Source organism: Mycobacterium sp. ACS4331 (assembly GCF_001667265.1).
Taxonomy (GTDB): Bacteria; Actinomycetota; Actinomycetes; order Mycobacteriales; family Mycobacteriaceae; genus Mycobacterium.
The window spans coordinates 15,050-37,229 of record NZ_LZHW01000060.1 but is presented as its reverse complement, the minus strand read 5'-3'; the positions used below and the strand labels follow the sequence as shown (position 1 = coordinate 37,229).

At 65.6% G+C, this 22,180-nt stretch carries 21 protein-coding genes; 15 read left to right on the top strand and 6 right to left on the bottom strand.

Features of this window, described 5'->3' with window-relative positions; genetic code table 11:
• The first annotated feature begins 24 nt into the window (after positions 1-24).
• The 8 genes from A5727_RS14570 (at position 25) to A5727_RS14535 (ending at position 9,475) form a co-directional block, all read left to right on the top strand.
• Positions 25-2,748 (top strand): type I restriction endonuclease subunit R, encoded by a 2,724-nt coding sequence (locus A5727_RS14570; RefSeq protein ID WP_068250419.1) that lies wholly within the window; start codon positions 25-27, stop codon positions 2,746-2,748.
• Positions 2,745-3,959 carry a restriction endonuclease subunit S gene (locus A5727_RS27015; RefSeq protein ID WP_082949818.1) on the top strand — a complete coding sequence of 405 codons (1,215 nt, stop codon included), beginning with the start codon at positions 2,745-2,747 and terminating at the stop codon, positions 3,957-3,959. Before A5727_RS14570 ends, A5727_RS27015 begins: the two co-directional genes overlap by 4 nt.
• Positions 3,956-4,858, top strand: coding sequence for a GIY-YIG nuclease family protein (locus A5727_RS14560; RefSeq protein WP_068250413.1), 903 nt, complete (start codon positions 3,956-3,958; stop codon positions 4,856-4,858). Before A5727_RS27015 ends, A5727_RS14560 begins: the two co-directional genes overlap by 4 nt.
• Before the next feature lie 108 nt (positions 4,859-4,966).
• The gene (locus A5727_RS14555) at positions 4,967-5,824 is read left to right on the top strand and encodes a hypothetical protein (protein ID WP_068250410.1); all 858 of its coding nucleotides are present in this window, start codon (positions 4,967-4,969) and stop codon (positions 5,822-5,824) included.
• A complete protein-coding gene (locus A5727_RS14550) occupies positions 5,821-6,240 on the top strand; it encodes a PIN domain-containing protein (protein WP_068250407.1) in 420 nt (139 codons plus the stop codon). The genes A5727_RS14555 and A5727_RS14550 overlap by 4 nt, the downstream gene beginning before the upstream one ends.
• A gap of 14 nt (positions 6,241-6,254) precedes the next feature.
• Positions 6,255-7,739: a class I SAM-dependent DNA methyltransferase gene (locus A5727_RS14545; RefSeq protein ID WP_068250404.1), complete on the top strand. Its 1,485-nt coding sequence runs from the start codon at positions 6,255-6,257 to the stop codon at positions 7,737-7,739.
• 69 nt (positions 7,740-7,808) lie between these two features.
• On the top strand, positions 7,809-8,675 hold the full coding sequence (locus A5727_RS14540) for an alpha/beta fold hydrolase (RefSeq protein WP_068250508.1): 867 nt from the start codon (positions 7,809-7,811) through the stop codon (positions 8,673-8,675).
• Positions 8,672-9,475 (top strand): SDR family NAD(P)-dependent oxidoreductase, encoded by an 804-nt coding sequence (locus A5727_RS14535; protein ID WP_068250505.1) that lies wholly within the window; start codon positions 8,672-8,674, stop codon positions 9,473-9,475. Before A5727_RS14540 ends, A5727_RS14535 begins: the two co-directional genes overlap by 4 nt.
• Here A5727_RS14535 and A5727_RS14530 read toward each other — a convergent pair.
• The gene (locus A5727_RS14530) at positions 9,472-10,200 is read right to left on the bottom strand and encodes an alpha/beta fold hydrolase (protein ID WP_068250401.1); all 729 of its coding nucleotides are present in this window, start codon (positions 10,198-10,200) and stop codon (positions 9,472-9,474) included. The two genes, A5727_RS14535 and A5727_RS14530, sit on opposite strands and share 4 nt — an antisense overlap.
• A 64-nt stretch (positions 10,201-10,264) precedes the next feature.
• On the opposite strand from A5727_RS14530, the gene A5727_RS14525 reads away from it, so the two are divergent.
• Genes A5727_RS14525 through A5727_RS14515 form a run of 3 tightly spaced genes read left to right on the top strand, consistent with a single transcriptional unit; the run spans position 10,265 to position 12,448 of the window.
• On the top strand, positions 10,265-10,966 hold the full coding sequence (locus A5727_RS14525; RefSeq protein WP_068250502.1) for a TetR/AcrR family transcriptional regulator: 702 nt from the start codon (positions 10,265-10,267) through the stop codon (positions 10,964-10,966).
• Positions 10,963-11,157 carry a ferredoxin gene (locus A5727_RS14520; RefSeq protein WP_068250398.1) on the top strand — a complete coding sequence of 65 codons (195 nt, stop codon included), beginning with the start codon at positions 10,963-10,965 and terminating at the stop codon, positions 11,155-11,157. The genes A5727_RS14525 and A5727_RS14520 overlap by 4 nt, the downstream gene beginning before the upstream one ends.
• A 58-nt stretch (positions 11,158-11,215) precedes the next feature.
• Positions 11,216-12,448, top strand: a complete 1,233-nt coding sequence (locus A5727_RS14515) for a cytochrome P450 (RefSeq protein ID WP_068250395.1) — start codon at positions 11,216-11,218, stop codon at positions 12,446-12,448.
• 24 nt (positions 12,449-12,472) lie between these two features.
• On the opposite strand, the gene A5727_RS14510 is transcribed toward A5727_RS14515, so the two are convergent.
• Genes A5727_RS14510 through A5727_RS14490 form a run of 5 tightly spaced genes read right to left on the bottom strand, consistent with a single transcriptional unit; the run spans position 12,473 to position 17,235 of the window.
• Positions 12,473-13,444, bottom strand: a complete 972-nt coding sequence (locus A5727_RS14510; RefSeq protein ID WP_068250393.1) for an NADPH:quinone oxidoreductase family protein — start codon at positions 13,442-13,444, stop codon at positions 12,473-12,475.
• Complete coding sequence (locus A5727_RS14505) at positions 13,441-14,055, bottom strand: TetR/AcrR family transcriptional regulator (RefSeq protein WP_068250390.1); 615 nt, start codon at positions 14,053-14,055, stop codon at positions 13,441-13,443. Before A5727_RS14505 ends, A5727_RS14510 begins: the two co-directional genes overlap by 4 nt.
• Entirely contained in the window at positions 14,052-15,368 is a 1,317-nt protein-coding gene (locus tag A5727_RS14500) for an acyl-CoA dehydrogenase family protein (protein ID WP_068250386.1), read from the bottom strand. Before A5727_RS14500 ends, A5727_RS14505 begins: the two co-directional genes overlap by 4 nt.
• 24 nt (positions 15,369-15,392) lie before the next feature.
• Positions 15,393-16,151: an SDR family NAD(P)-dependent oxidoreductase gene (locus A5727_RS14495; RefSeq protein ID WP_157521389.1), complete on the bottom strand. Its 759-nt coding sequence runs from the start codon at positions 16,149-16,151 to the stop codon at positions 15,393-15,395.
• A gap of 1 nt (position 16,152) precedes the next feature.
• Complete coding sequence (locus tag A5727_RS14490) at positions 16,153-17,235, bottom strand: phosphotransferase family protein (RefSeq protein ID WP_068250383.1); 1,083 nt, start codon at positions 17,233-17,235, stop codon at positions 16,153-16,155.
• 369 nt (positions 17,236-17,604) lie between these two features.
• Between A5727_RS14490 and A5727_RS14485 the strand changes: the two genes are divergently transcribed.
• Genes A5727_RS14485 through A5727_RS14470 form a run of 4 tightly spaced genes read left to right on the top strand, consistent with a single transcriptional unit; the run spans position 17,605 to position 22,179 of the window.
• Positions 17,605-18,777, top strand: a complete 1,173-nt coding sequence (locus tag A5727_RS14485; RefSeq protein ID WP_068250380.1) for an amidohydrolase family protein — start codon at positions 17,605-17,607, stop codon at positions 18,775-18,777.
• Positions 18,774-20,045: a M24 family metallopeptidase gene (locus tag A5727_RS14480; protein WP_068250377.1), complete on the top strand. Its 1,272-nt coding sequence runs from the start codon at positions 18,774-18,776 to the stop codon at positions 20,043-20,045. The genes A5727_RS14485 and A5727_RS14480 overlap by 4 nt, the downstream gene beginning before the upstream one ends.
• Complete coding sequence (locus A5727_RS14475) at positions 20,035-21,171, top strand: M24 family metallopeptidase (protein ID WP_068250374.1); 1,137 nt, start codon at positions 20,035-20,037, stop codon at positions 21,169-21,171. Before A5727_RS14480 ends, A5727_RS14475 begins: the two co-directional genes overlap by 11 nt.
• A gap of 51 nt (positions 21,172-21,222) precedes the next feature.
• Positions 21,223-22,179 carry an enoyl-CoA hydratase/isomerase family protein gene (locus A5727_RS14470; RefSeq protein ID WP_068250371.1) on the top strand — a complete coding sequence of 319 codons (957 nt, stop codon included), beginning with the start codon at positions 21,223-21,225 and terminating at the stop codon, positions 22,177-22,179.
• The last annotated feature ends 1 nt before the right edge of the window (position 22,180 follow it).

The window sequence follows — 22,180 nt, the reverse complement described above, 5'->3', positions numbered from 1 at the left end:
GGAATGGTTAACCTGTGATCCAGTATGAGTGACTCGGATGACGACGCCCGGCTGCCGGCCGAAGCGCGCGCCCGCAAGCTCATCGATGCACAGCTGACCCAGGCGGGTTGGGTGGTCCAGGACAAGAAGGACCTCAACCTGTTCGCGGCGCAGGGGGTCGCCGTCCGCGAGGTCGTGATGAAACCCGGCCACGGTCGTGTCGATTACCTGCTGTACGTCGACAAGGCCGTTGTCGGCGTCATCGAGGCCAAACCCGTGGGCACACCGCTCTCGGGCGTGGAGTGGCAGTCGGCGATGTACGCCGACGGCCTGCCCGCCGACGTACGGATTGCGGCCAAGACACGGGACGGACGATTGCCGTTCGTGTTTGAGGCATCCGGTGTGGAAACCCATTTCACCAACGGGTTCGATCCGGATCCGCGTGCCAGGCTGATCTTCAATGTGCCGCGGCCCGAGACACTGGCCCGTCACCTCCGTGAGGCCGAGACGAATCCGGATAACCCCACCTGGCGCGCAAAGGTCCGCAAGTTGCCCGCGCTGGACACTGATGCGCTGAGGCCGGCGCAGATCGAGGCCATCAACGGGGTTGAGCAGAGCTTGGCCAATCAGCAGTGCGACAGGTCTTTGGTGCAGATGGCGACGGGTGCGGGCAAGACGTTCACGGCGGTGACGCAGTCCTATCGACTGCTCAAGCACGGCGGCTTCGAGCGGATCCTGTTCCTGGTCGATCGCAACAATCTCGCAGACCAGACGTTGGGGGAGTTCCAGAACTACCGCACACCAGATGACGGCCGACGCTTCACCGAGCTGTACAACGTCAACAAGCTCTCCAGCGTGGGTCTGCTGGGATCGACGAAGGTCACCATCTCGACGATTCAGCGGGTGTTCCGCTTCATCAAAGCCGGTGAGGTCAGCGATGCCGACGACCCCGATATCGACGACTACGTCCCGGACACGCCCGTCACTGTTTCCTACAGCGACGCGCTGCCGCCGGAGACGTTTGATCTGGTCATCGTCGACGAGGCACACCGCAGCATCTACGGGGTGTGGCGCGGAGTCCTGGAGTACTTCGATGCGCACATTGTCGGTCTGACTGCGACACCCGGTAAGCAGACGTTTGCGTTCTTCAAGCAGAACCTGGTCTCGGACTACACATACCCGGAATCGGTGGCCGACGGCGTCAACGTCGACTTCGACGTGTACCGCATCCGGACCAAGATCAGCGACCAGGGATCGCACATCGACGCGGGGACGATCGTTCCGAAGGTGGACCGCCGCACCCGCGAACAGCGTCTCGAGGCACTCGATGACGATCTGGATTACGTTCCGGGACAGCTCGACCGAGCGGTCACCGCCACCGACCAGATCCGCACGGTGCTGGAGACATTCCGTGACCGCCTGTTCACGGAGATATTTCCTGGCCGCAGCACGGTTCCGAAGACGCTCATCTTCGCCAAGGATGACAACCACGCCGAGGAGATCGTCAAACAGGTGCGCGAAGTGTTCGGCAAAGGCAACGAGTTCGCTGCCAAAATCACCTACAACGCCCGCAACGCCAAGGCGCAGTTGAAGGCGTTTCGCACCAGTCCGGGTCTGCGTATCGCGGTGACAGTCGACATGATCGCCACCGGCACCGACGTCAAACCGCTGGAGTGTGTGTTCTTCATGCGTGACGTGCGATCGGCACAGTACTTCGAGCAGATGAAGGGCCGGGGTGCACGCACCATTCCCGATGCCGACTTCCAGGCGGTCACCCCAGACGCCACGACCAAGACCCGGTTCGTCATTGTCGACGCAGTCGGTGTCACCGAACACGACTTCGTCGAACCACCACTGAACCGACAACGGTCGGTGCCGTTGAAGAAGCTGCTGGAGCAGGCCGCGAACCTGACGATCACCGAGGATGAGGCGGCCACCCTGGCCTCGCGGCTGGCCAAACTCGAACTCGACCTGACCGATGCTGAGCGGGTCGAACTCGATGAGGTGGCCGGGCAACCGGTGCGCGACATCATCCGCACGCTGGTCGATGCGGTCGAGCCCTCGACCACGACACCCGAGGCCATCGAAGCGGCTCTGGTGCCGATCGCGTCGAACCCGGAGCTGCGCAACCGCGTCCTGGAACTTCGGGCCGCGCACGACCGCATCATCGACGAGGTCAGCGCCGATGAGCTGATCGAGGCCGGGGGAGTGGTGGACACCGGCAAGGCCCAGTCGATCGTGGAGTCCTGGGCCGCCTATCTCGATGAGCACCGCGATGAGATCACGGCACTGCAGTTGGGGTACGAGGCCGGTGAGCGGCGCATCGACTTCGGCTTCATCGAGGGGTTGGCGGCGAGAATTGCTCGACCACCTCATAATTGGACGCCCGACCTCATCTGGAACGCCTACGCCGCGATCGACGGCGCCAAGGTGCACAAGAGCGCCACACACGCGGTGACCGACCTGGTGTCGCTCATCCGGTATGCCACCGGCGTCGACGAGGAGCTCGTGCCCTACGGTGACCGGGTGCGGGAGAAGTACGCGGCGTGGTTGACGCAGCAGGAGCAGGCCGGGGTGACGTTCAGCGACACCGAGCGGTGGTGGCTGGACCGGATGGTGTCGGTGATCGCGAGTTCGGCTGGTATTCGGGTGGAGGACCTCGACGATGCGCCGTTCACGGAGCGCGGTGGGACCGACGGGGCGATCAGGGATTTGGGCGATCGGGCGGCGGAGTTGATCGACGAGTTGAATGCGGAGCTGACGGCGTGATCGATTTTCCATCTTCATGGCGGGTGCGCGATCTGGGCATCCTGGTCGAAATTCTCGATTCACGTCGTATTCCGGTTAGCGCGAATGAACGTGCAAAACGTCCCGGAGAGGTACCGTATTACGGTGCGACCGGCCAAGTGGGAACGATAGATAAGGCAATCTTCGACGAGCCCCTTGTGCTGCTCGGAGAGGACGGCGTTCAGTTCTTTGATCCATCAAAACCCAAGGCCTACCTCATCGAAGGGCCAGCGTGGGTGAATAATCATGCGCATGTTCTCCGTCCGCGGGACGTGCTCGATCGTAAGTTTCTCAGCTATTATCTCAATGCTGCTGACTACCGCGGCTTCGTGAATGGTACGACCCGCCTGAAACTGACTCAGGCGGCGATGCGCCGAATTCCTATTCCACTGCCGGTGCTTGCCGAGCAACGCCGGATCGTCGCCACTCTCGAAGACCACATGTCGCGCCTCGACGCTGCTGAAGTTAACCTTGATCGTGCCGCCCGACGGCTCGAAGTGTGGTATCGGAGGGCGGTTGATACCGCGATATGGTCGATGCCAACCACCTGTACCCCCGTGGGCGAATTATTGCGAGAGCCAATGCGAAACGGGCGTTCAGACCGCGCTATTAAGGGAGGCGAATCAGGTATCAGGACGTTGACGCTCACTGCGGTGACCAAGAACTCCTTCACTGAAGCGAATACGAAGCTAACAGTTACAACGCGCGAGCGCGCCGCAGGGCTATGGCTAGAGCCTGGAGATATCCTTGTCCAGCGTTCGAATACTCCGGATTTGGTCGGGACTTCTGCGCTATACACAGGGGCGAAGCGTTGGGCGATATTCCCGGATCTCCTTATCCGGCTGCGTGCGGACGAATCGAAGGTCGACCCTCGGTTCCTAATCGCGGTTCTGAGGTCCGAGCGGAGCCACAGCCAGCTTCGTCGAAAGGCAAAAGGCCTCGCCGGTTCTATGCCCAAGATCGACCAGAAAGCCATTGCTGACGTCCCAGTCCCAGTACCCGATCATTCGACTCAACGCCAGATCGTCGAACGGGTCGAGCGGGTAGCCGCTGCGTATCAAGTGCAAATCGAGGCAATCGGCCGAACGCGACTCAGAGCCGGATTGTTGCGTCGTTCTCTCCTCGCCGCGGCATTCTCCGGCCGCCTCACCAACTCGTCGGAGGAACAGCTCGAAGCGCTCGAATCCGTATGACCGGCAGGCAGATCAAGCTCTTCCTGGTCGACGGCAGCCCAGGCAGCCTCACCACCGCGGAGATCACCAACTGGACCGGCCACGTTCTATCGGCGCCGCGTTCCGAGCTGGCAGATCTGCTCAAACGCGATGAGGCGCAACGTACCGGTGCCTACCTGTTGCTTGGTGAGGACGAAGAAGCGGTTGGGAACACCCGGTGCTACATCGGTGAAGCCGACGTCGTCGCTGAACGGTTGCGCTATCACCAACGGGAGAAGGACTTCTGGGACCGCGTGGTGGTGATCACCTCGAAGGACGCGAACCTGACCAAGGCGCACGGCCGCTACCTGGAGTCACGGATCATCGATCTGGCCAAACGCGCCGGCCGAGTGAAGGTCGAGAACGGCACCGCTCCGCCGCTGCCCGCGTTGCCCGAAGCCGACGCCTCCGATATGGACTACTTCGTGACGCAACTGGAGATCGTGCTCCCCGTGCTGGGCGTCAATGCGATCCGAGTTCCCTCGGCGAAGCCCGGTCCGAGTGACAGTCGAGACGAGTCGCTCTCACCGGTGTTCCAGCTGCGCAACGGCAAGCTCGACGTGGACGCCCGAGCCCAGCAGGTCGACGGTGAGTTCACCATGCTGGCGGGATCGACCGTGGTCGCCACCTGGCAGGGCGTCGGTAAGGCGGAGAGCACTGTGAAGTCGTACGCGTCGTATCGGGCTCAGCATGAAAGCCTGGTCGCCGACGGTGCGATCGCTGTTGAAGCGGGGCGGGGTCGCGTCACGCGGAACATCCCGTTCACCTCGCCCTCGACCGCCGGCTCCATTGCACTGGGCCGGTCGTGCAACGGTCGGCGAGAGTGGATCGCGGCCGATGGCTCGACGTTCGGAGACTGGGAGAGCCGGGGCGTCGAGTAAGGGCCTTCTCGGTTGTCGGACGGTTCTGCGAGTATCTGAGTGGTCATCGCCTGCGAACGAGGCAGAATTGCAGGTGGCCGCACGCAATGCAGATGGGAGGCGCCGATCATGATCAAGCAGATCGAGCTGCGTCTCATCGATGGCGCGACACCCAGCGGTGAGATCACGCTTAAGGACCTGAGCGGCATTGCCGCAGCCCTGCAGGAGCTGGTGACCCGCCTCAGCAGGGAGGCCGCTGACGCTGCGGGTCCCGGCCGGTCGAAGCAGTACGTCGAAGAGTTCGCCGAACTCCGCCTGGACGCCATCACCGCAGGCAGCACCGTGCTCAAGGTCAGCAAAGGGCCGACCGACCAGCTGGACGTAGAGGTCCCCGGACTGTCTGATGCGGACGACCGGCTGTGGGACATTCTGGGCGCCATCGGAGCCGACCAGAGGCCCGACTGGACGAGCACACTGGTCGCTGAGTCAGCGGGCAAGCTCGCCGCCGCCCTGCGGGGAGCGGCACCAACAACGGTCGTCTCCTCGCCGGACCGCGCCGATGTGCGCATCAACGGAACGCAGATCCACCTCGAGACCTGGGCGGTCGATCGGGTCACTTCCGCGGGACCGGGCACCGCTGCCGGGTGGCTGGAGAAGGTGGACCTGCGCTCGCATACCTTCCGAATCCGTGACGACGTCGACAACACCGTCGACCTTCGACGGGTGATCGAAGACCGGGCCGCCGCACGGCTCGTCGGGCGGTGGGTGACCGCAGAGGGGGACGCGGTGCTGGCGCGGACGGGACGCGTCGTGGCCCTGGACCATGCGCGCGTGCATGAGACGGGCGATCCCGCGGCGGAGTTCTTGGGCAGCCGTGTCGTTTCCATCGAGGAGATCCTTGCGAGTGCGCCTGGCCCAGATCCGACTGGTGGGCTCGACCTCACTGATGAGGAAGCAGCGGAGTTCCTTCGGGTCATTCGTTCATGACTGTGCTGACCGCGATTGTCGACACCGATGTCTTCAGCTGTGTCTACGTGCTCCTCAGGGGTGCCGATCCACGTACAACAGCCTGGACAGAAGCGCTTGCGAATCGCCGGGTCATCATCTCGTTCCAGACTCGGGCGGAAATTCTTGCAGGCGCTCGTCAGCGGGGATGGGGTGCACCGCGGGTCACTCGTCTCCAGGAGATTTTGGGCCGCACCCCGACCATCCAGTCGGATAACGACGTCGTTGATGCCCACGCGACCCTCACGGCAGAGTGCCTAGCGATCGGGCATGCGCTCGGCCAGAAGATCCACACGGCCGATCGATGGATCGCGGCCTGTGCGATCGCCAAAGGCCTCGAACTGTTCTCTGGCGACACCGTTTTCCAGGGCGTACCGAATCTGAATGTCCGCAGCTGAATTCAAAGGAATGCATGTCTGAATCACGCCGCCTCGTCGACAAACTCTGGTCGTACTGCAATGTGCTGCGCGACGACGGAGTTGGGGTCATCGAGTACACGGAACAGCTCACCTACCTGTTGTTCTTGAAGATGGCCCACGAGCGGGCGACCCGAAAATTGAACCCGCAGAAAATCGTTCCCGACGAGTATTCCTGGCAGAAGCTGCTCGATGCCGAAGGCACCGACCTTGAGGTTGAGTACACGAACATCCTGGTGGGGCTCGCACAGCAGCCGGGAACGCTTGGAACCATATACCGCAAGGCACAGAACAGGGTTCAAGATCCGGCGAAGCTCAAGCGTCTTATCATCGACCTGATCGATAAGGAGAACTGGTCTGCCTCGGGCACCGACCTCAAGGGCGACGCCTACGAGGAACTGCTCGCCAAGGGGGCGTCCGACAAGGGTTCTGGAGCGGGCCAGTACTTCACGCCGCGCGACCTCATCCGCGCAATTGTGGACGTGATCGATCCTTCGGTAGCGGACACAATTGTCGACCCGGCCTGTGGCACCGGGGGATTCCTCCTCGTCGCCCACGAACACGTCGCAGAGGGAGCGGGAAAGCTCACCCCGACGCAACGGAACCATCTGCGGGACAAATTCGCCACCGGGTATGAGCTCGTCGACGGCACCGCGCGGCTGGCGGCGATGAACCTGCTGCTGCACGGTATTGGCACTGCCGATGGTCCATCGTTGATCGAGGTCCGCGATGCCTTGATCGCCGATCCAGGTCAGCGATGGTCGGTGGTGCTGTCCAACCCGCCGTTCGGACGCAAATCGTCGCTGACCATGGTCGGCGCCGACGGGCGGGAAGTGCGCGACGACGTCGAAATCGAGCGCCAGGACTTCGTCGTCACCACCAGTAACAAGCAGCTCAACTTCCTGCAGCACATCATGACGATTCTCGACATCAACGGGCGCGCGGCCGTTGTGCTGCCTGACAACGTGCTGTTCGAAGGCGGTGCCGGCGAGACCCTGCGTCGAAAACTACTGGAAGACTTCGATCTTCACACCATGTTGCGCCTTCCAACCGGCATCTTCTACGCCCAGGGCGTGAAGGCGAACGTGCTGTTCTTCGACAAGAAGCCAGCGGCCGAGCAGCCGTGGACCAGCAAGCTGTGGGTCTACGATCTGCGTACCAACCAGCACTTCACGCTCAAACAGAACCCCTTGCGGCGGCACCACCTCGATGAGTTCGTCGACTGCTACTTATCGGGTAAGCCGCACGAAGAGCGCGTCGAGTCGGAGCGGTGGAAAGCGTTCACCTATGACGACCTCATCGCCCGCGACAAGGTGAATCTCGACATCTCCTGGCTGCGCGACGAATCGCTGGAGGACGCCGACAACCTCCCAGCGCCGGAGGTCATCGCCCGCGAGATCGTGGAGGACCTGACCGCCGCGCTGGCTGAATTCGAAGCTGTCGCCGCCGCCCTGGAGGCGTCGGCCAACGACCAGGGCTGAGCACCCTGGTCGCGCCACCGATTCGAGAATGATGTTCTCCAATTCGGAAAACATCAGTATCGTGTGGCCGTGGACTTCGAACGCAAGACCATCGCCGTCGACGGCCTGACCACGACCTACCTGGAAGCCGGCGATCCGGCGCGTGATCCGGTGGTTCTGCTGCACGGCGGGGAGTTCGGTGCCAGCGCCGAACTCGGCTGGGAACGCACCATTTCCGCGCTCGCCGATCAGCACCGCGTGCTGGCTCCCGACATGCTCGGCTACGGCGGGTCGGCCAAGGTGCTCGACTTCGTCGACGGCCGTGGAATGCGGATCCGGCACATCGCGGCCTTCTGTGCGGCCATGGGCGTGACCTCGGCGCACTTCGTCGGCAACTCGATGGGGGCGATCAACCTGCTGGTCGACGCCACTTCGGAGACCCCGCTGCTGCCGATACGGACCCTGGTCGCGATCTGCGGTGGTGGGGAGATCCAAGCGGGTGAGCACATGCAGGCGCTGTACGACTACGACGCGACCCTGCCGGCCATGCGCCGCATCGTCGAGGCGCTGTTCCACGACCCCACCTACCCGAACGACGAGGCATACGTGGCGCGCAGACACGAATCGGCCACTGTGCCCGGCGCATGGGAGGCGATCGCCGCGGCGCGATTCCGCCGCCCGGGGACAGAGCCACCGCCGGCGCTGTCGAGCACACGCCCCTATGAACGCATCACCGTCCCGGCGCTGATCGTCGAGGGCGGCGCCGACAAGCTGCTGCCCGCGGGGTGGGCCGCCGAGATCGCCGCGCAGATCGGTGGTGCACGCTCGGTGGTCGTCGACGCCGCTGGGCACTGCCCGCAGATCGAACAGCCACAGGTCGTCAACGACCTGCTGCTGTCCTTCTTCGCCGAACATCAGGACTCGGAACACAACGACAGGGGAGCATGCGCGTCATGAGCACCGGAGAACTCGCCGGCAAGGTCGCCGTCATCACCGGGGGTGCGGGGGGATTGGGCCGCGGTATCGCCGAGCGGTTTGTGGCCGAGGGCGCCAAGGTCGTCGTGGGTGACATCGCCGAGGGTGAACCGCTCGGCGGGGACGGCCTTTTCGTGCCCACCGACGTCTCCGCCATCGAGCAGGTCGGCCGGCTGGTGTCGACCGCGATCGAGGAGTTCGGCGGCCTGGACATCATAGTGAACAACGCGGGAGTCTCGGGCACCATGCACCGTCGCTTCCTGGACGATGACCTGGCCGATTTCCACAGGGTGATGGGGGTCAACGTGCTCGGCGTGATGGCGGGCACCCGCGACGCTGCGCGGTACATGGCCGAACACGGCGGCGGGTCGATCCTGAACCTCACCTCGATTGGCGGTATCCAGGCGGGCGGGGGAGTGCAGACCTACCGCGCCTCCAAGGCCGCGGTCATCCAGTTCACGAAGTCGGCGGCAATCGAACTGGCGCACTACGAGATTCGCGTCAACGCGATCGCTCCAGGCAATATCCGCACCGCGATCGTGAAGAAGTCGGCCACGGGAGAGGACCTCGAGCGTCTCGAACAGTTCGAGGAGGGCATCCGCGCCCAGATGCGCGCGGACCGCCCGCTCAAGCGGGAGGGCACGGTCGAGGACGTCGCCGAGGCCGCGCTGTACTTCGCGGGTGACCGCTCGCGCTATGTCACGGGTACGGTGCTGCCGATCGACGGAGGGACGGTGGCCGGGAAGGTGATCGTCCGCAAGCCCAAGGCGGAGAAGTCCTAGCGACCGTCGGCGCGATCGGCGTGCTCGGCGACCAACCGCGGGTAGCGGGCGCGGTCGGGGCGGAAGATGTCGTGCGGGGAGTCGGCGAATTCGACCAGCTCGGCGGCGGGGAACAGACGCGCGTAGCGGTCCCAGACCTCGTCGGGGATGATCACCTGGGACTCGGGGCTGCGAACTGCGAGCAGCGGAATTCCGGACTGCGCCAACGGTTCCCAGAACGAGCGCTCCCGCGCCGCCTGGAACGTCAGAAGCGCGGCCTTCTCGTCCAGTCGATCCCGCACGGGTGTGCCGCGCCACTTGCCGTCCAGCAGCCAGCGCACCGCGTCGTCGGGCACGAGTTTCTCCTCGGGCACGTAGTCGCCGATCGACAGCGACCGCACCCGATCGGAGTGCCCCAGCGTCCACAGGACCGCGGCCGACGTGCCGCGCGAGAAGCTCACGATGTGCACGGGGCCCTCGGTCACCGCGTCGACCACTGCGCCGACGTCACCGCTGAGCGTCTCCAGGTCGTACCCATCGACAGGCGCATCGCTGCGGCCGTGACCCCGCACCTCGACCACCACGGTTCGTCGGCCGAACTCCGGCAGCACCGCCTCGTAGTCGTGGGCCAGACACGTCATTCCCGGCACGAACACGATGGGTGCGCGGTCGTCCCCGGCAGAGTCGCCGCCGGAGTCGAGGTAGTGCAGGCGGACACCGTCGTGGTGGGTGAACTGTGACCTCATCGCTCGCACTCTATCCCCACTAAATCAAGCGCTTGACTTAAACCGTGGGGGAAGGTTGACTCGACTGGTGACCGCCACAAGGCCGTTGCGTTCCGTGCGGGCGCAGAACACGCAGGAGGCCATCCTCACGGCCGCCGAGCGCCTCTTCGCTGAGAACGGTGTGTTCGCGGTGTCCAACCGCCAGGTCAGTGACCAGGCCGGGCAGGGCAACAACGCCGCGGTCGGATACCACTTCGGCACCAAGGCCGATCTCATCCGCGCGATCGTCCGCAAGCACAACGAGCGGGTGGAGCGCCTGTGCGAGCAGATGGTCGCCAAGGTCCTCGAGAAGGCCGACGCGTCGGGCACGGCACCGGAACTGCGGGACTGGGTGGAGTGCCTGGTCCGTCCGCTGGCGGCGCACCTGACGGCGTTGACCGACCTGGATGGCACGTCGACGTATGCGCGGTTCTCCGCGCAGCTGATGCCGGACCCCGCGCATCGCGATCTGGTGTCTCAGGAGTCGCTGTCCTCACCGTCGGTGCTGCGGATCATCGAAGGCCTGAACAGATGTCTTCCGGAGATGCCCGCGGAGGTGCGGATCGCCCGCAATGCGATGGCGCGTCACCTGATCGTGCACATGTTCGCCGAACAGGAACGCGCACTGGCACACGGCGATCCGATGGCCCGGCCGGGCTGGGACGCCACCGCGGACGGTCTGGTCGATGCGATCACCGGGTTGCTGCTGGCGCCGGTGACCCAGCGAACGCAGGGAGAGTCCGAATGAAAGTGACTGTCGATCAAGCCAAGTGTGTCTCCGCGGGCAACTGCGTCGCGCATGCGCCGGACGTCTTCGACCAGGACGAGGACGACGGCAGCGTGGTGCTGCTTGACGGGAACCCCTCCGACGATCACCTCGACGGAGTGCGTGAGGCGGTCGCGGCATGCCCGGCGATGGCGATCCGCCTCCACGAGTGACCTGTCCGCGCTCAGCGCCTGACCAGAACCCACCCCAGCCCACCGCAAGGAAGAGCAGATGACCGAGACCCTTTCCGGCACGCAGGTCGACATCCCCGAGTATCCGATGGAGCGCTCGGCGGCCTGCCCCTTCGCGCCGCCGCCGGGCGTGATGGAACTGGGGGCGAAGGCACCGCTGTCGCGGGTTCGGATCTGGGACGGCAGCACTCCCTGGCTCATCACGGGCTACGAGGTCGCCCGAACCCTCTTCGCCGATTCCCGGGTCAGCGTGGATGACCGCATCGCGGGATTCCCGCATTGGAACGAACACATGCTGTCCACCGTGGACAAGCGGCCCCGGTCGGTGTTCACCTCGGATGCCGAGGAGCACACCAGGTTCCGCCGAATGCTGTCCCGGCCGTTCACCTTCAAGCGGGTTGAAGGCCTGCGCTCGGCGATCCAGGAGGTCACCGACGAGTGCATCGACGCGATGCTGGCCGGTCCCCAGCCCGCCGACATCGTCACGGCACTGGCACTCCCGGTACCCACCAAGGTGATCAGTGAGATGCTGGGCGTGCCCTATGAGGATCACGAATTCTTCCAGGAACACGCCAATGCCGGTCTGGCCCGCTACGCCGCGGCCGACGCCATGCAGAAGGGCGCGATGAGCCTGCATCAGTACCTGATCGATCTCATCGAGAAGAAGATGGCGAATCCCGCCGAGGATGCCGTCTCCGATCTGGCCGAACGCGTCACAGCCGGGGAGATCAGCGTCAAGGAGGCCGCGCAGTTGGGGACGGGCCTGCTGATCGCCGGGCACGAGACCACCGCCAACATGATCGGCATCGGGGTGCTGGCCCTGCTGGAGAATCCCGAGCAGGCCGCGATCCTGCGGGAGACCGACGATCCCAAGGTGATCGCATTGGCGGTCGAGGAGTTGATGCGCTACCTGAGCATCATCCAGAACGGTCAGCGCCGAGTCGCGTTGGAGGACATCGAGATCGCGGGCGAGACGATCCGGGCCGGCGAGGGCATCATCCTCGACCTGGCGCCCGCGAACTGGGACGCGACCACCTTCCCGGAGCCCGAGCGGCTGGATCTGACCCGCGAGAACGCCCGCGACGAACTGGGATTCGGTTTCGGGCGGCACCAGTGCGTAGGTCAGCAGTTGGCCCGCGCCGAACTGCAGATCGTCTTCCACACCCTGGTGCGCCGCATCCCGACGCTGCGGCTGGCGATTCCGTTGGACGAGGTGCCGTTCAAGGACGACCGGCTGGCCTACGGGGTGTACAGCCTGACCGTGGCCTGGTGACCCCAGATCTGACCGCGTTGAGGCTCAGACGTCGATGACCACCTTGCCGATGGCTCTGCGGTCGGCGACATGGCGCAGTGCTGCGGCCGCCTCGGCCAAGGGATAACGCGACCCGATGTGGGGGCGCACCCGGCCGTCGGCGAACATCTGATCGAGTTCTCGGGTGTCCCGCTCCACCTGATCGGGATAGTCGGTGGCGAAGGTCCGGATCTCCATGCCCTTGACCGTGATTCCCTTGAGCATTACGAGATTCAGCGGGATGGCGGGGATGCGACCCGCGGCATAGCCCAGCGTCACGAAGGTCCCGCCGCGCCCCAGTGCACGCAGTGCCGGCTCGGAGTAGTCTCCGCCGACCGGGTCGAGCACCACGGAAGCGCCCGCACCCTCGGTGATCTCGCGGATGCGGTCCCGCAGGTTCTCGTCTTCGTAGTTGACGACGGCGTGGGCGCCGCGGCTCCGGCACACCTCGAGCTTGTCGGCGCTCGATGCCGCCGCGATGACCTTGGCGCCCATCGTGACGGCGAGGTCCACGGCCGCCAACCCGACGCCGCCGCCCGCGCCCAACACGACCACCCAGTCACCGGGCTGCACGGGTGCCACCGTGCGAAGCGTGTAGTACGCCGTGCGGTAGGTGACGCCGAACGCCGCGGCCGACGCGAAGTCGACGCCGGAGCCCAGTGGCGTCACGGCCCCGGCGGGCACGACGACCTGCTCGGCGAACGCGCCCACCATGGTCGAGCCCGACACCCGGTCACCGACCCGCAGTGAGACGCCGTCGCCGACCGCGAGCACCTCGCCGGCGAACTCACTGCCCGGCGAGAACGGTGGCGGGATCTTCACCTGGTAGGAGCCCGACATGAACAGCACATCCGGAAAGTTGACCGCGGCCGCGCGCACCCGCACCACGACTTGACCGGGTCCGGCCACGGGGTCGGGGAGGTCGGTGAGTTCAAGGCTTTCCGGCGGACCGTACTCGCGGCACAGCATGGCCTTCATCGCGCACCTTTCGTGTCTGCGGTCACGCCGCCCAGGCAGAATCGCACCAGGTGCGTGACGTCCTCGGGTTGGGGTTGGGTTCCGGATCCCACATAGCGCCGCATGGTCGCGATGGTCAGCTGGAACACGGCCTCGGCGTCCCGGTCGGGGTCGGCGCTGCCCAGTTGGGCGATGGGGTCGACCAGCAGGTCCCGCATCGGGGCCATGATCCCGTCGACGGGGGAGGTCTGGGTCATCTGCTCGACGACCGCGCGACTCATGCTGATCAGATGCGGATCCGAAACCTGCGCCAGCGCACCGGCGACCCACCGACTGACCTTCTCGGCGGGATCCTCGACCTTCTCCATCTGATGCCCCAGGTAGGACGCCACGATGCCGATGCCGCGTTCCATCACCGCGAGCAGCAGTTCGTCCTTACCCGCGAAGTAGCGGTAGAAACCCTTCTTCGACGCACCGGCCTCGGCGACGATGTCGCTGACGCGCGGCGGTTCCGGGGCGACCCGCTGCATCACGGTGACCGCGGCGGCCAGGATCCGTTCGACCTCGTCGGTGGCCTCGCGGTGCCGACTGTCCAGCGCGCGGTCCACCGCGCGCGCGACGCGGGTGCTCATGGCGCGGCGGGCACCGAGGGGATGCTCTTGACCCGGTCGCCGTACTTCGCCCTGGCCGCCTCGATGCGCACTTCGCTGAATTCGCTGGGCCATTCCGGATCCTCGGCCTCGTAGCCCTTGAGCAGCATGCGGGCCAGATTGACCTTGTGCGCCTCGGTGGGCCCGTCGGCGAGGCCGAGCGCCACACCGCCGAGCAGCACGTTGGTGACCGGCAGCTGCTGGGTCAGACCCATGGCGCCGTGTACCTGGATGGCGCGCATGCCGATCGACTTGAGCACCTGCGACGCCAGGATCTTGCATACGCCGATCTCCTTGCGGGCTGCGTGTTCTCCCGCGGTGTCGATCAACCATGCGGCGTGCAGCACGGTCAACCGGAACTGCAGCAGTTCGGCATAGGAGTCGGCGATGAAGGCCTGCACCAGTTGTTTGTCGGCCAACGGACTGCCCTGCGTGAAACGGCTTTTCGCGCGGTGGGCCATCATGTCCAGCGCGCGCTGGGCCACGCCGATCGACCGCATCGCGTGGTGGATGCGCCCGCCGGCCAGCCTGGCCTGCAGGATCTCGAACCCGTGGCCGGGCTCGCCGAGCATGGCGGTCGCGGGCACCCGCACGTCGTCATAGTGGATCAACGAATGCCCGGCTTCATGGGGGAGCGAGCCCACCAGGTGGTGGGTGGCCTCGATGTTCAATCCGGGTGTGCCGGCCGGGATCAGGAAGGTCGACGCACCGCGGTGCACCGGGACGTCCGGATCGGTGATCGCCACGACGATGAAGAACGACGCGACCGACGCGTTCGACGAGAAGTACTTGCGCCCCTTGATCACCCAGTCGCCGCTGCCGTCGTCGGCCGGCACGGCACGGGTGGTGAACACGCGGGGGTCAGATCCGCCCTGGGGTTCGGTCATCGAGAAGCACGAGAAGATCTCGCCCGACAACAGACCTTCGAGGTAGTTGTCCTTCTGCTCCTGCGTGCCGAAGCGCGCCAGGATCTCGGCGTTGCCGGTGTCGGGGGCCTGCGTGCCGAACACGATCGGCGCCCAGCTGCTGCGGCCGAGGATCTCGTTGATCAGTGTCAGCTTGACCGCGCCGAACCCCTGCCCGCCGAGCTCTGGCCCCAGATGCGGGGCCCACAGGCCGCGGTCCCGGACCTGTTGCTTGAGTGGGTCGACGATCGCACGGCGCTCGTCGTCGAGGGGGAGGAACTCGCAGCCGGGGAACAGCACCTCGAGTGGTTCGACCTCGTCGCGGACGAACTCGCGGATCCAGACCAGTTTCTCTTCGAATTCGGGTTCGGTGGAGAAGTCCCAGGCCATGTCAGTTTCCTTTCGTTGTGCCGATCACGGGATTCCGCCATCGGCGCGCAGGATCGATCCGGTGGTGTAACTCGAGGCGTCGGACATCAGGAACAGTGCCGCGCCGACGATCTCGGCGGGCTGTCCCGCCCGCTGCAGGGCGAAGTGCCCGAATGGGTTGGCATCACCGAAGTTCCACGCCTTGCTGATGTCGGTCAGGAACGGCCCGGGCATCAGCGTGTTCACCCGGACCGTCGGGCCGAACGCATGCGCGAGCCCCTCGGTCATGGCGTTGAGACCGGCTTTGGACGCCGCGTAGGGGATGAACGACGGGTGCGGGCGCAGCGACCCGTGTGTGCTGACGTTGATGATCACCCCGCCGCCGTCGGCCACCATGCGTTCGCCGACCAGGGCCGAAAGCCGGAACGGGCCCTTGAGATTGAGGTTGACCACGGCGTCGAACATCTTCTCGGTGACATCACTCTGCTTGTCGTACACCGGGGACATGCCCGCGTTGTTCACCAGGACATCGACCCTGCCGAACCGGTCGTAGGCGGCCTCGACCAGTCCGTCGAGCTGATCCCACCGTCCGACGTGCACCGCGTAGGGAAATGCGCTGCGCCCGGTTTCGGCCTCGATCTCGGCCGCGGTGGCCTCGCACGACTCGAGCTTGCGGCTTGCGATGACGACGTCGGCGCCACAGCGCGCTGCGGCGAACGCCATCTCGCGGCCGAGGCCGCGGCTTCCTCCGGTGATCAGCACTACGCGATCGGTCAGGTCGAACAGCTGCTCGGGGACTGCCACGTCAGGCTCCTTCGTACGATCGGGCCAGCTCGGCGGCCGTGGTCATGAGTTTCAGCACCATTGGTCCCATGGCCTCGGCTACGCGGGGGTCGACCTTGGAGTCGGGCGCCAGGGACGCCGCGTAGGTCTTCTCGAGCATGATGCCCAGCTTCCAGTTGGCCAGCACCAGGTAGTAGCCGATGTGCTCGGTGGACAGGCCGCTGATGGACTCGTAATGCTCCAACAGCTCACTGCGCGTGGGCATACCGGCCATATCGAGGTAGAAGCCGTCACTGGCGGGCTCCTCGCCGTCATAGCCCAGCAGCGCCCAGCCGAGATCCAGCAGGGGATCGCCGATCGTGGTCATCTCCCAGTCGACGATCGCGGCCAGCCGGGCGGGCCCACCATGGGCGTACATGACGTTCGCGAACTGGTAGTCGCCGTGCATGATGCCGGGCGTGTAGTGCCCGGGTCGGTTGCGGCGCAGCCACTCCGCGGCGACATCGAGGCCGGGCATCTCCCGCACCTGGTAGGCCGACAGGAAGGTCAGCCATCGGTCGACCTGTCGCTCATGGAACCCGTCGGGCCGGCCGAAGCCCTCCAAGCCCTGTGCGCGCCAGTCGACGCGGCCGAGTTTGGCCGCGCCTTCGACGAGCTGGAACGCCAGGCCACGCCGCGCCTCGAGATCGGTGTCGAAGGGTGGCTGCCAGCCACCGTTCATCGGGCTCCAGCCGTCGATCTCGGCCATGACGTAGAACGGGGCGCCCAGCACCGATCCGCTGTCGTCGGCCGCGACGAGTTCGGCGTGCGGCACATCGGTGCCCTTGAGCGCGCGCACCAGTCGGATCTCACGCAGCAGGCCGTCGATCCGGGCGTCGTCGGCGCGGGCGCCCGGCATGCGCAGCACCATCCGGTGCTCGCCGCGGACCACCCGATAGAGCGTGTTCTGCGACCCGCCGGTCAACAGTTCGAGTTCTGGACGCTCACCGGCGCCGGGTGCGTCATTGGTGTCGAGCCACTTGCCGAGCGCGTCGGCGTCGATGCCGGCGGAAGTCTGTGTCACTGCGAACCCCTCACTCTCCCGCCGGAGACTAGCATTCTCCATTTCGGGACCGATAGTCCCCAGCGTGTTCGCCGGGAATCGCGAACTGCCCGACCGCAGGGGTGCGGTGGGCGTCGCGGCAGCGGTGTCAGCAACGTGTTGCTGGAAACGGTCGGAGAACGCATTCTCCACTAAAGAGAATCCTATTACCGCAGGAAAATCCGCTCCAAAAGCACTGGGTATGCGGCACATTTCTGTTCATCGCGGACGTCGACTGATAATGTCATTACCAGTGCGCGAGTACAGCGCTCGCAAAGTGCATTCGGCCTCTCCGCGGTCCGATGGCGCACTTCGTGAAACCAGCCCGCGTGGCAGTCCCGCGCAGGCAAGCTGAAGGTCCGGAACGCCAACCGGAAGGACGGAAGGTCAACGATGTCCACTCGATCCAGTGCCGCCACCCTGTATCCACCCGGCGGATTCGGCGCGCCGAAGAACCGCCGCGGGCATGCCGTCGGCGACTGCGGTCTGCCCGCGGGCACCGAGGTGTTCTCGGCCGACAACCACATCTCGGTGGCCGACGACATCTTCTACGAGCGTTTTCCCGAGGAGCTCAAGGGCGCCGCGCCGCGGATCTGGTACGAGGACGGCGCCTACATGGTGGGCATGAAGGGCAAGGCCTGGACCGGCGGGGATTTCGGCCGGGTCCTCATGCAGTACGACGATCTCGCGGGCGCGGCGTCGAACAACATCGCCGCGCGCATCCGCGAACTCAAAGAGGATGGCATCGACAAGGAGCTGGCGTTCCCCAATGCCGTGCTCGCGCTGTTCCACTACCCGGACAAAGCACTGCGGGAACGGGTCTTCCGAATCTACAACGAGCACATCGCGGCCCTGCAGGAGGAGTCCAATGGGCACTTCTACGGCGTCGGGCTGATCAACTGGTGGGATCCGTTGGGTGCGCGCAGCACCCTCGAGGAGCTGAAGTCGCTGGGCCTGCGGACGTTCCTGCTCCCCCTGAATCCGGGCAAGGACGACGAGGGCAACATCTACGACTACGGCAGCACCTCGATGGACGCGGTCTGGGATGAGATCGAGGCGTCGGGAATCCCCGTCAGCCACCACATCGGCGAGACGCCCCCGAAGACGCCGTGTGAGAACAACAGCGTCGTCGTCGGCATGATGGTCAACGTCGACTCGTTCCGCGAGCAGTTCGCAAAGTACGTGTTCTCCGGCATCCTGGACCGACACCCGCAACTCAAGATCGGCTGGTTCGAGGGTGGAATCGCCTGGGTGCCAACCGCACTGCAGGATGCCGAACACATGCTGGCCTCCTACCAGCACATGTTCAACCACCAACTGCAGCACGATGTCCGGCACTACTGGGACAACCACATGAGCGCGTCGTTCATGGTCGACCCGCTGGGACTCCGGCTGATCGACGAGATCGGCGTCGACAACGTGATGTGGTCCAGTGACTACCCGCACAACGAGAGCACCTTCGGATACTCGGAAAAGTCGCTGGCCACGGTGGTGGACGCGGTCGGCCCCGAGGATGCGACCAAGATCGTGTCAACCAACATCCAGAAGTTCCTGGGGCTGCTGTGACGACATTCGCTCACGGCGGTGTCACGCAGATCGCCCGTACGGGCCTGACGTGGCTCGACATCCCCACCGAGCCCGACTTCGCCCGGTTGCGCCGCGATGTCGGGGAACGCCTGCACGCCGCGATGGCCGACCAGGGCGTCGACGCCCTGGTGCTGCTCGGGAACAGCAACGTCATGTACGCCACCGGCATCAGTTGGCCGCTCGCCGACGCGGGACTGTCCCACGTCGAACGCCCGGTGGCGGTCGTCCTCGCCGACGACGTGCACCCCCATCTTTTCCTGCCCTTCCGTGAGGGCGCGGCGATGGAGTCCGGCCTGCCGGACGACCACCTGCACGGCCCGGTGTATCTCGAGTTCGACGAGGGCGTGGGGGATTTCGCGAAGGTCCTGGCAGGTCTGGTGCGCGCCGGCGCGACCATCGCGGTCGACGAGTTGACCGGGGCGATGCGCCGGGCCGGCGGTGCGCTGTTCCCCGGTGGTGCACCAGTGGACGCCGCACCCGTGGTGGGCGCGGCCAAACTGGTCAAGACGAAGGACCAGATCTCCTGTCTTCGCCGCGCCACCCAGATCACCGAGCAGGCTGTCGCGGAGATTCAGAAGTCATTGGTGCCGGGCGTGCGCCAGATCGATCTCTCGGCTGAATTCGTCCGCCGCGCATTCGAACTCGGCGCCACAACCAACATGTTCGACTCGATCTGGCAGGTCATGCCCGCATCGCGGGCCGAGGGCGCCTGGACCACCACCGGGGACCTGGCCCTGCCGCTGCTGACCACCGAACGCGAGGTCGCCCAGGGCGACGTGCTCTGGACCGACGTGTCCATCGCCTACCACGGTTACTGCTCGGATCACGGGCGCACCTGGATCGTCGGGCAGGACCCGACCCCGGCGCAGCAGGAACAGTTCGACAAGTGGCGCGCGATCGTCGACGCGGTGCTTTCGGTGACCAGGGCCGGCGCGACCTGTGGTGACCTGGGCCGTGCCGCCACCGCGGCCGCGGGCGGCCGCAAGCCGTGGCTCCCGCACTTCTACCTGGGCCACGGCATCGGCACCAGTGCGGCCGAGATGCCGATGATCGGAACAGATCTCGGCCAGGAATGGGACGACAGCTTCGTCTTCCCAGTCGGCATGCTGTTGGTGTTCGAACCGGTGGTGTGGCAGGACGGCACCGGCGGCTATCGCGGCGAGGAGATCGTCGTGGTCACCGAGGGCGGCTGGATGCCACTCACCGCGTATCCGTACGACCCCTATGAGGTGACCAGTGGGAATTGAGATCGAGGCCGACGGCCGCGCACTGCGTTTCAGCCGTCGGGCACGCGCCCTGGCCCAGATGGAGGCCCACGACCTCGATGTGCTGGTGCTCGGCAGGCAGGCCAACGTCCGCTACATCTCCGGGGCACCGCAGTTGTGGGTCGTGGGAACCCGGCCCTTCGGGCCGATCTGCACCTTCGTCCGCTCCACCGGTGAGATCCATCTGAACAGCACGTGGGACGAGGGCATCCCCGAGGAGATCCCGCACGAGAACCTGTACGGCCTGGCGTGGAACCCGATGACGCTGATCGGTGTGCTGCAGAACATCAGGGGCGCCGACACCGCGCGCCGCGTCGGAACAGACGCGCTGACACCCACTTTCGCCAAGCTGTTGCCCATGGCTTTCCCGCAGGCCGAACTCGTCGATGGTGAGCAGGCGATGCGGGCCGCGCGGCGGGTCAAGACGCCGGAGGAGATCGACGCACTGGGCCATGCGTTGCGGGTCGCCGAAGAGGGTCTGGCCAAGGCCGCCGCCGAACTGGCACCGGGAACCACCGAACAGGCGCTGGCCGCGGCCCTGTTGGAAGCCGAGGCCGCCGGCGGTGTGAGCACCCCGGCCACCCAGGATGCGGCATGGGTGACCTCCACCGAGCATCCGTGGCGCCGCGTTTCGGGCGACGGCAGGGTGCGCGAGGGCGACCTGGTGGCCCTGTCGGCGGGTGTGCTCGCCGACGGTTATGTCGGCGAGGTGGCCCGCACGCTGTACGTCGGTGAACCGACGGACGCCGTGCGCGCGCTGTACCGGCGGCGGGATGACCTGTGGGACAGGCTGCTCGACGCGTGCCGACCGGGTGAGGCGGCCAGTGCACTGCTCGACGCCTACGAGCAGGCGGGCGAGCCGATCCCGGCGATGCCCGTCGCGCACGGACTCGGGCTGGGCTTCGATCCTCCGGTGGTCTCGCCCCACCTGCGGGCCACGGCCGAGGCCGACATCCTCGAGGAGGGCATGGTGCTTGCGCTGACCGGATACGTGTGGGAGCAGGGCCTCGGCGCGGTGTTCACGCGTGACGCCGTGGTGATCGGCGCCGACGGACCGCGGGTGCTGACCGAGACGCCGTCGATCAGCGGTGCCGCCGCGCTGGGCTGAGCCCGGGTCCACCGCCTGTTCAATGACCCACTGTTGCAAAGGAGTCCGTTGATGGTCGATCGGCCAACGCCGGAGGAGATCATCCTCTACGAGAAGGATCCCAAGACCAAGATCGCCACCATCACGTTCAACCGTCCGGAGTTCCTGAACGCGCCGACGTCGATGGCCCGCCTGCGCTATGCCGACGTGCTGCGCGCCGCGAACGCGGACAACGACGTGAAGGTGGTCATCATCCGCGGCGTCGGGGACAACCTGGGCAGCGGGGCCGACCTGCCGGAGTTCATGGAGGGCAATGACAATCCGTCGGCGCGCCTGGCCGAACTCCGGTTGGAGGATGACGGCGTCGGCGAGGTGACCTACCCGCCGAAGGGAACCTTCCGCAACGGCGCCACGATCTCGTCCTGGTACGCCAACTCCCAGGCCGGCAACCGGGCGCTGCAGGATTTCAAGAAGATCAGCATCGTTGAGGCCAAGGGGTACTGCTACGGCTGGCATTTCTACCAGTGCGCGGATGCGGATCTGGTGATCTCCAGCGACGATGCGCTCTTCGGGCACCCGTCCTTCCGGTACCACGGGTGGGGCCCGCGGATGTGGACCTGGGTGCAGATGATGGGGCTGCGCAAGTTCCAGGAGATGGTGTTCACCGGACGCCCGTTCACGGCCGCCGAGATGTACGACTGCAATTTCCTGAACAAGGTCGTACCACGCGACGAGCTCGAGGACGAGGTGCAGAAGTACGCGGTGGCTTGCAGCCGTAACCGCCCGGTGGACACCGTGTTCCAGCAGAAGATGTTCTTCGAGATCTTCAAGCAGCAGCAGGGTGAGTACATGGGCAGCCTGCTGAGCGCGTTCTTCGAGTCGATGGGCAACGGGGTTGCCAACGACAGCGACGACGACCTCGACATGTTCGAGTCGATCGACAGCGGACTGTCGGCCGCGGTGAACGACAACGACAGTAAGTTCCCGCCGGAGTTCCGTCTGAGCAAGAAGAACCGCGCGAAGCCCTGAC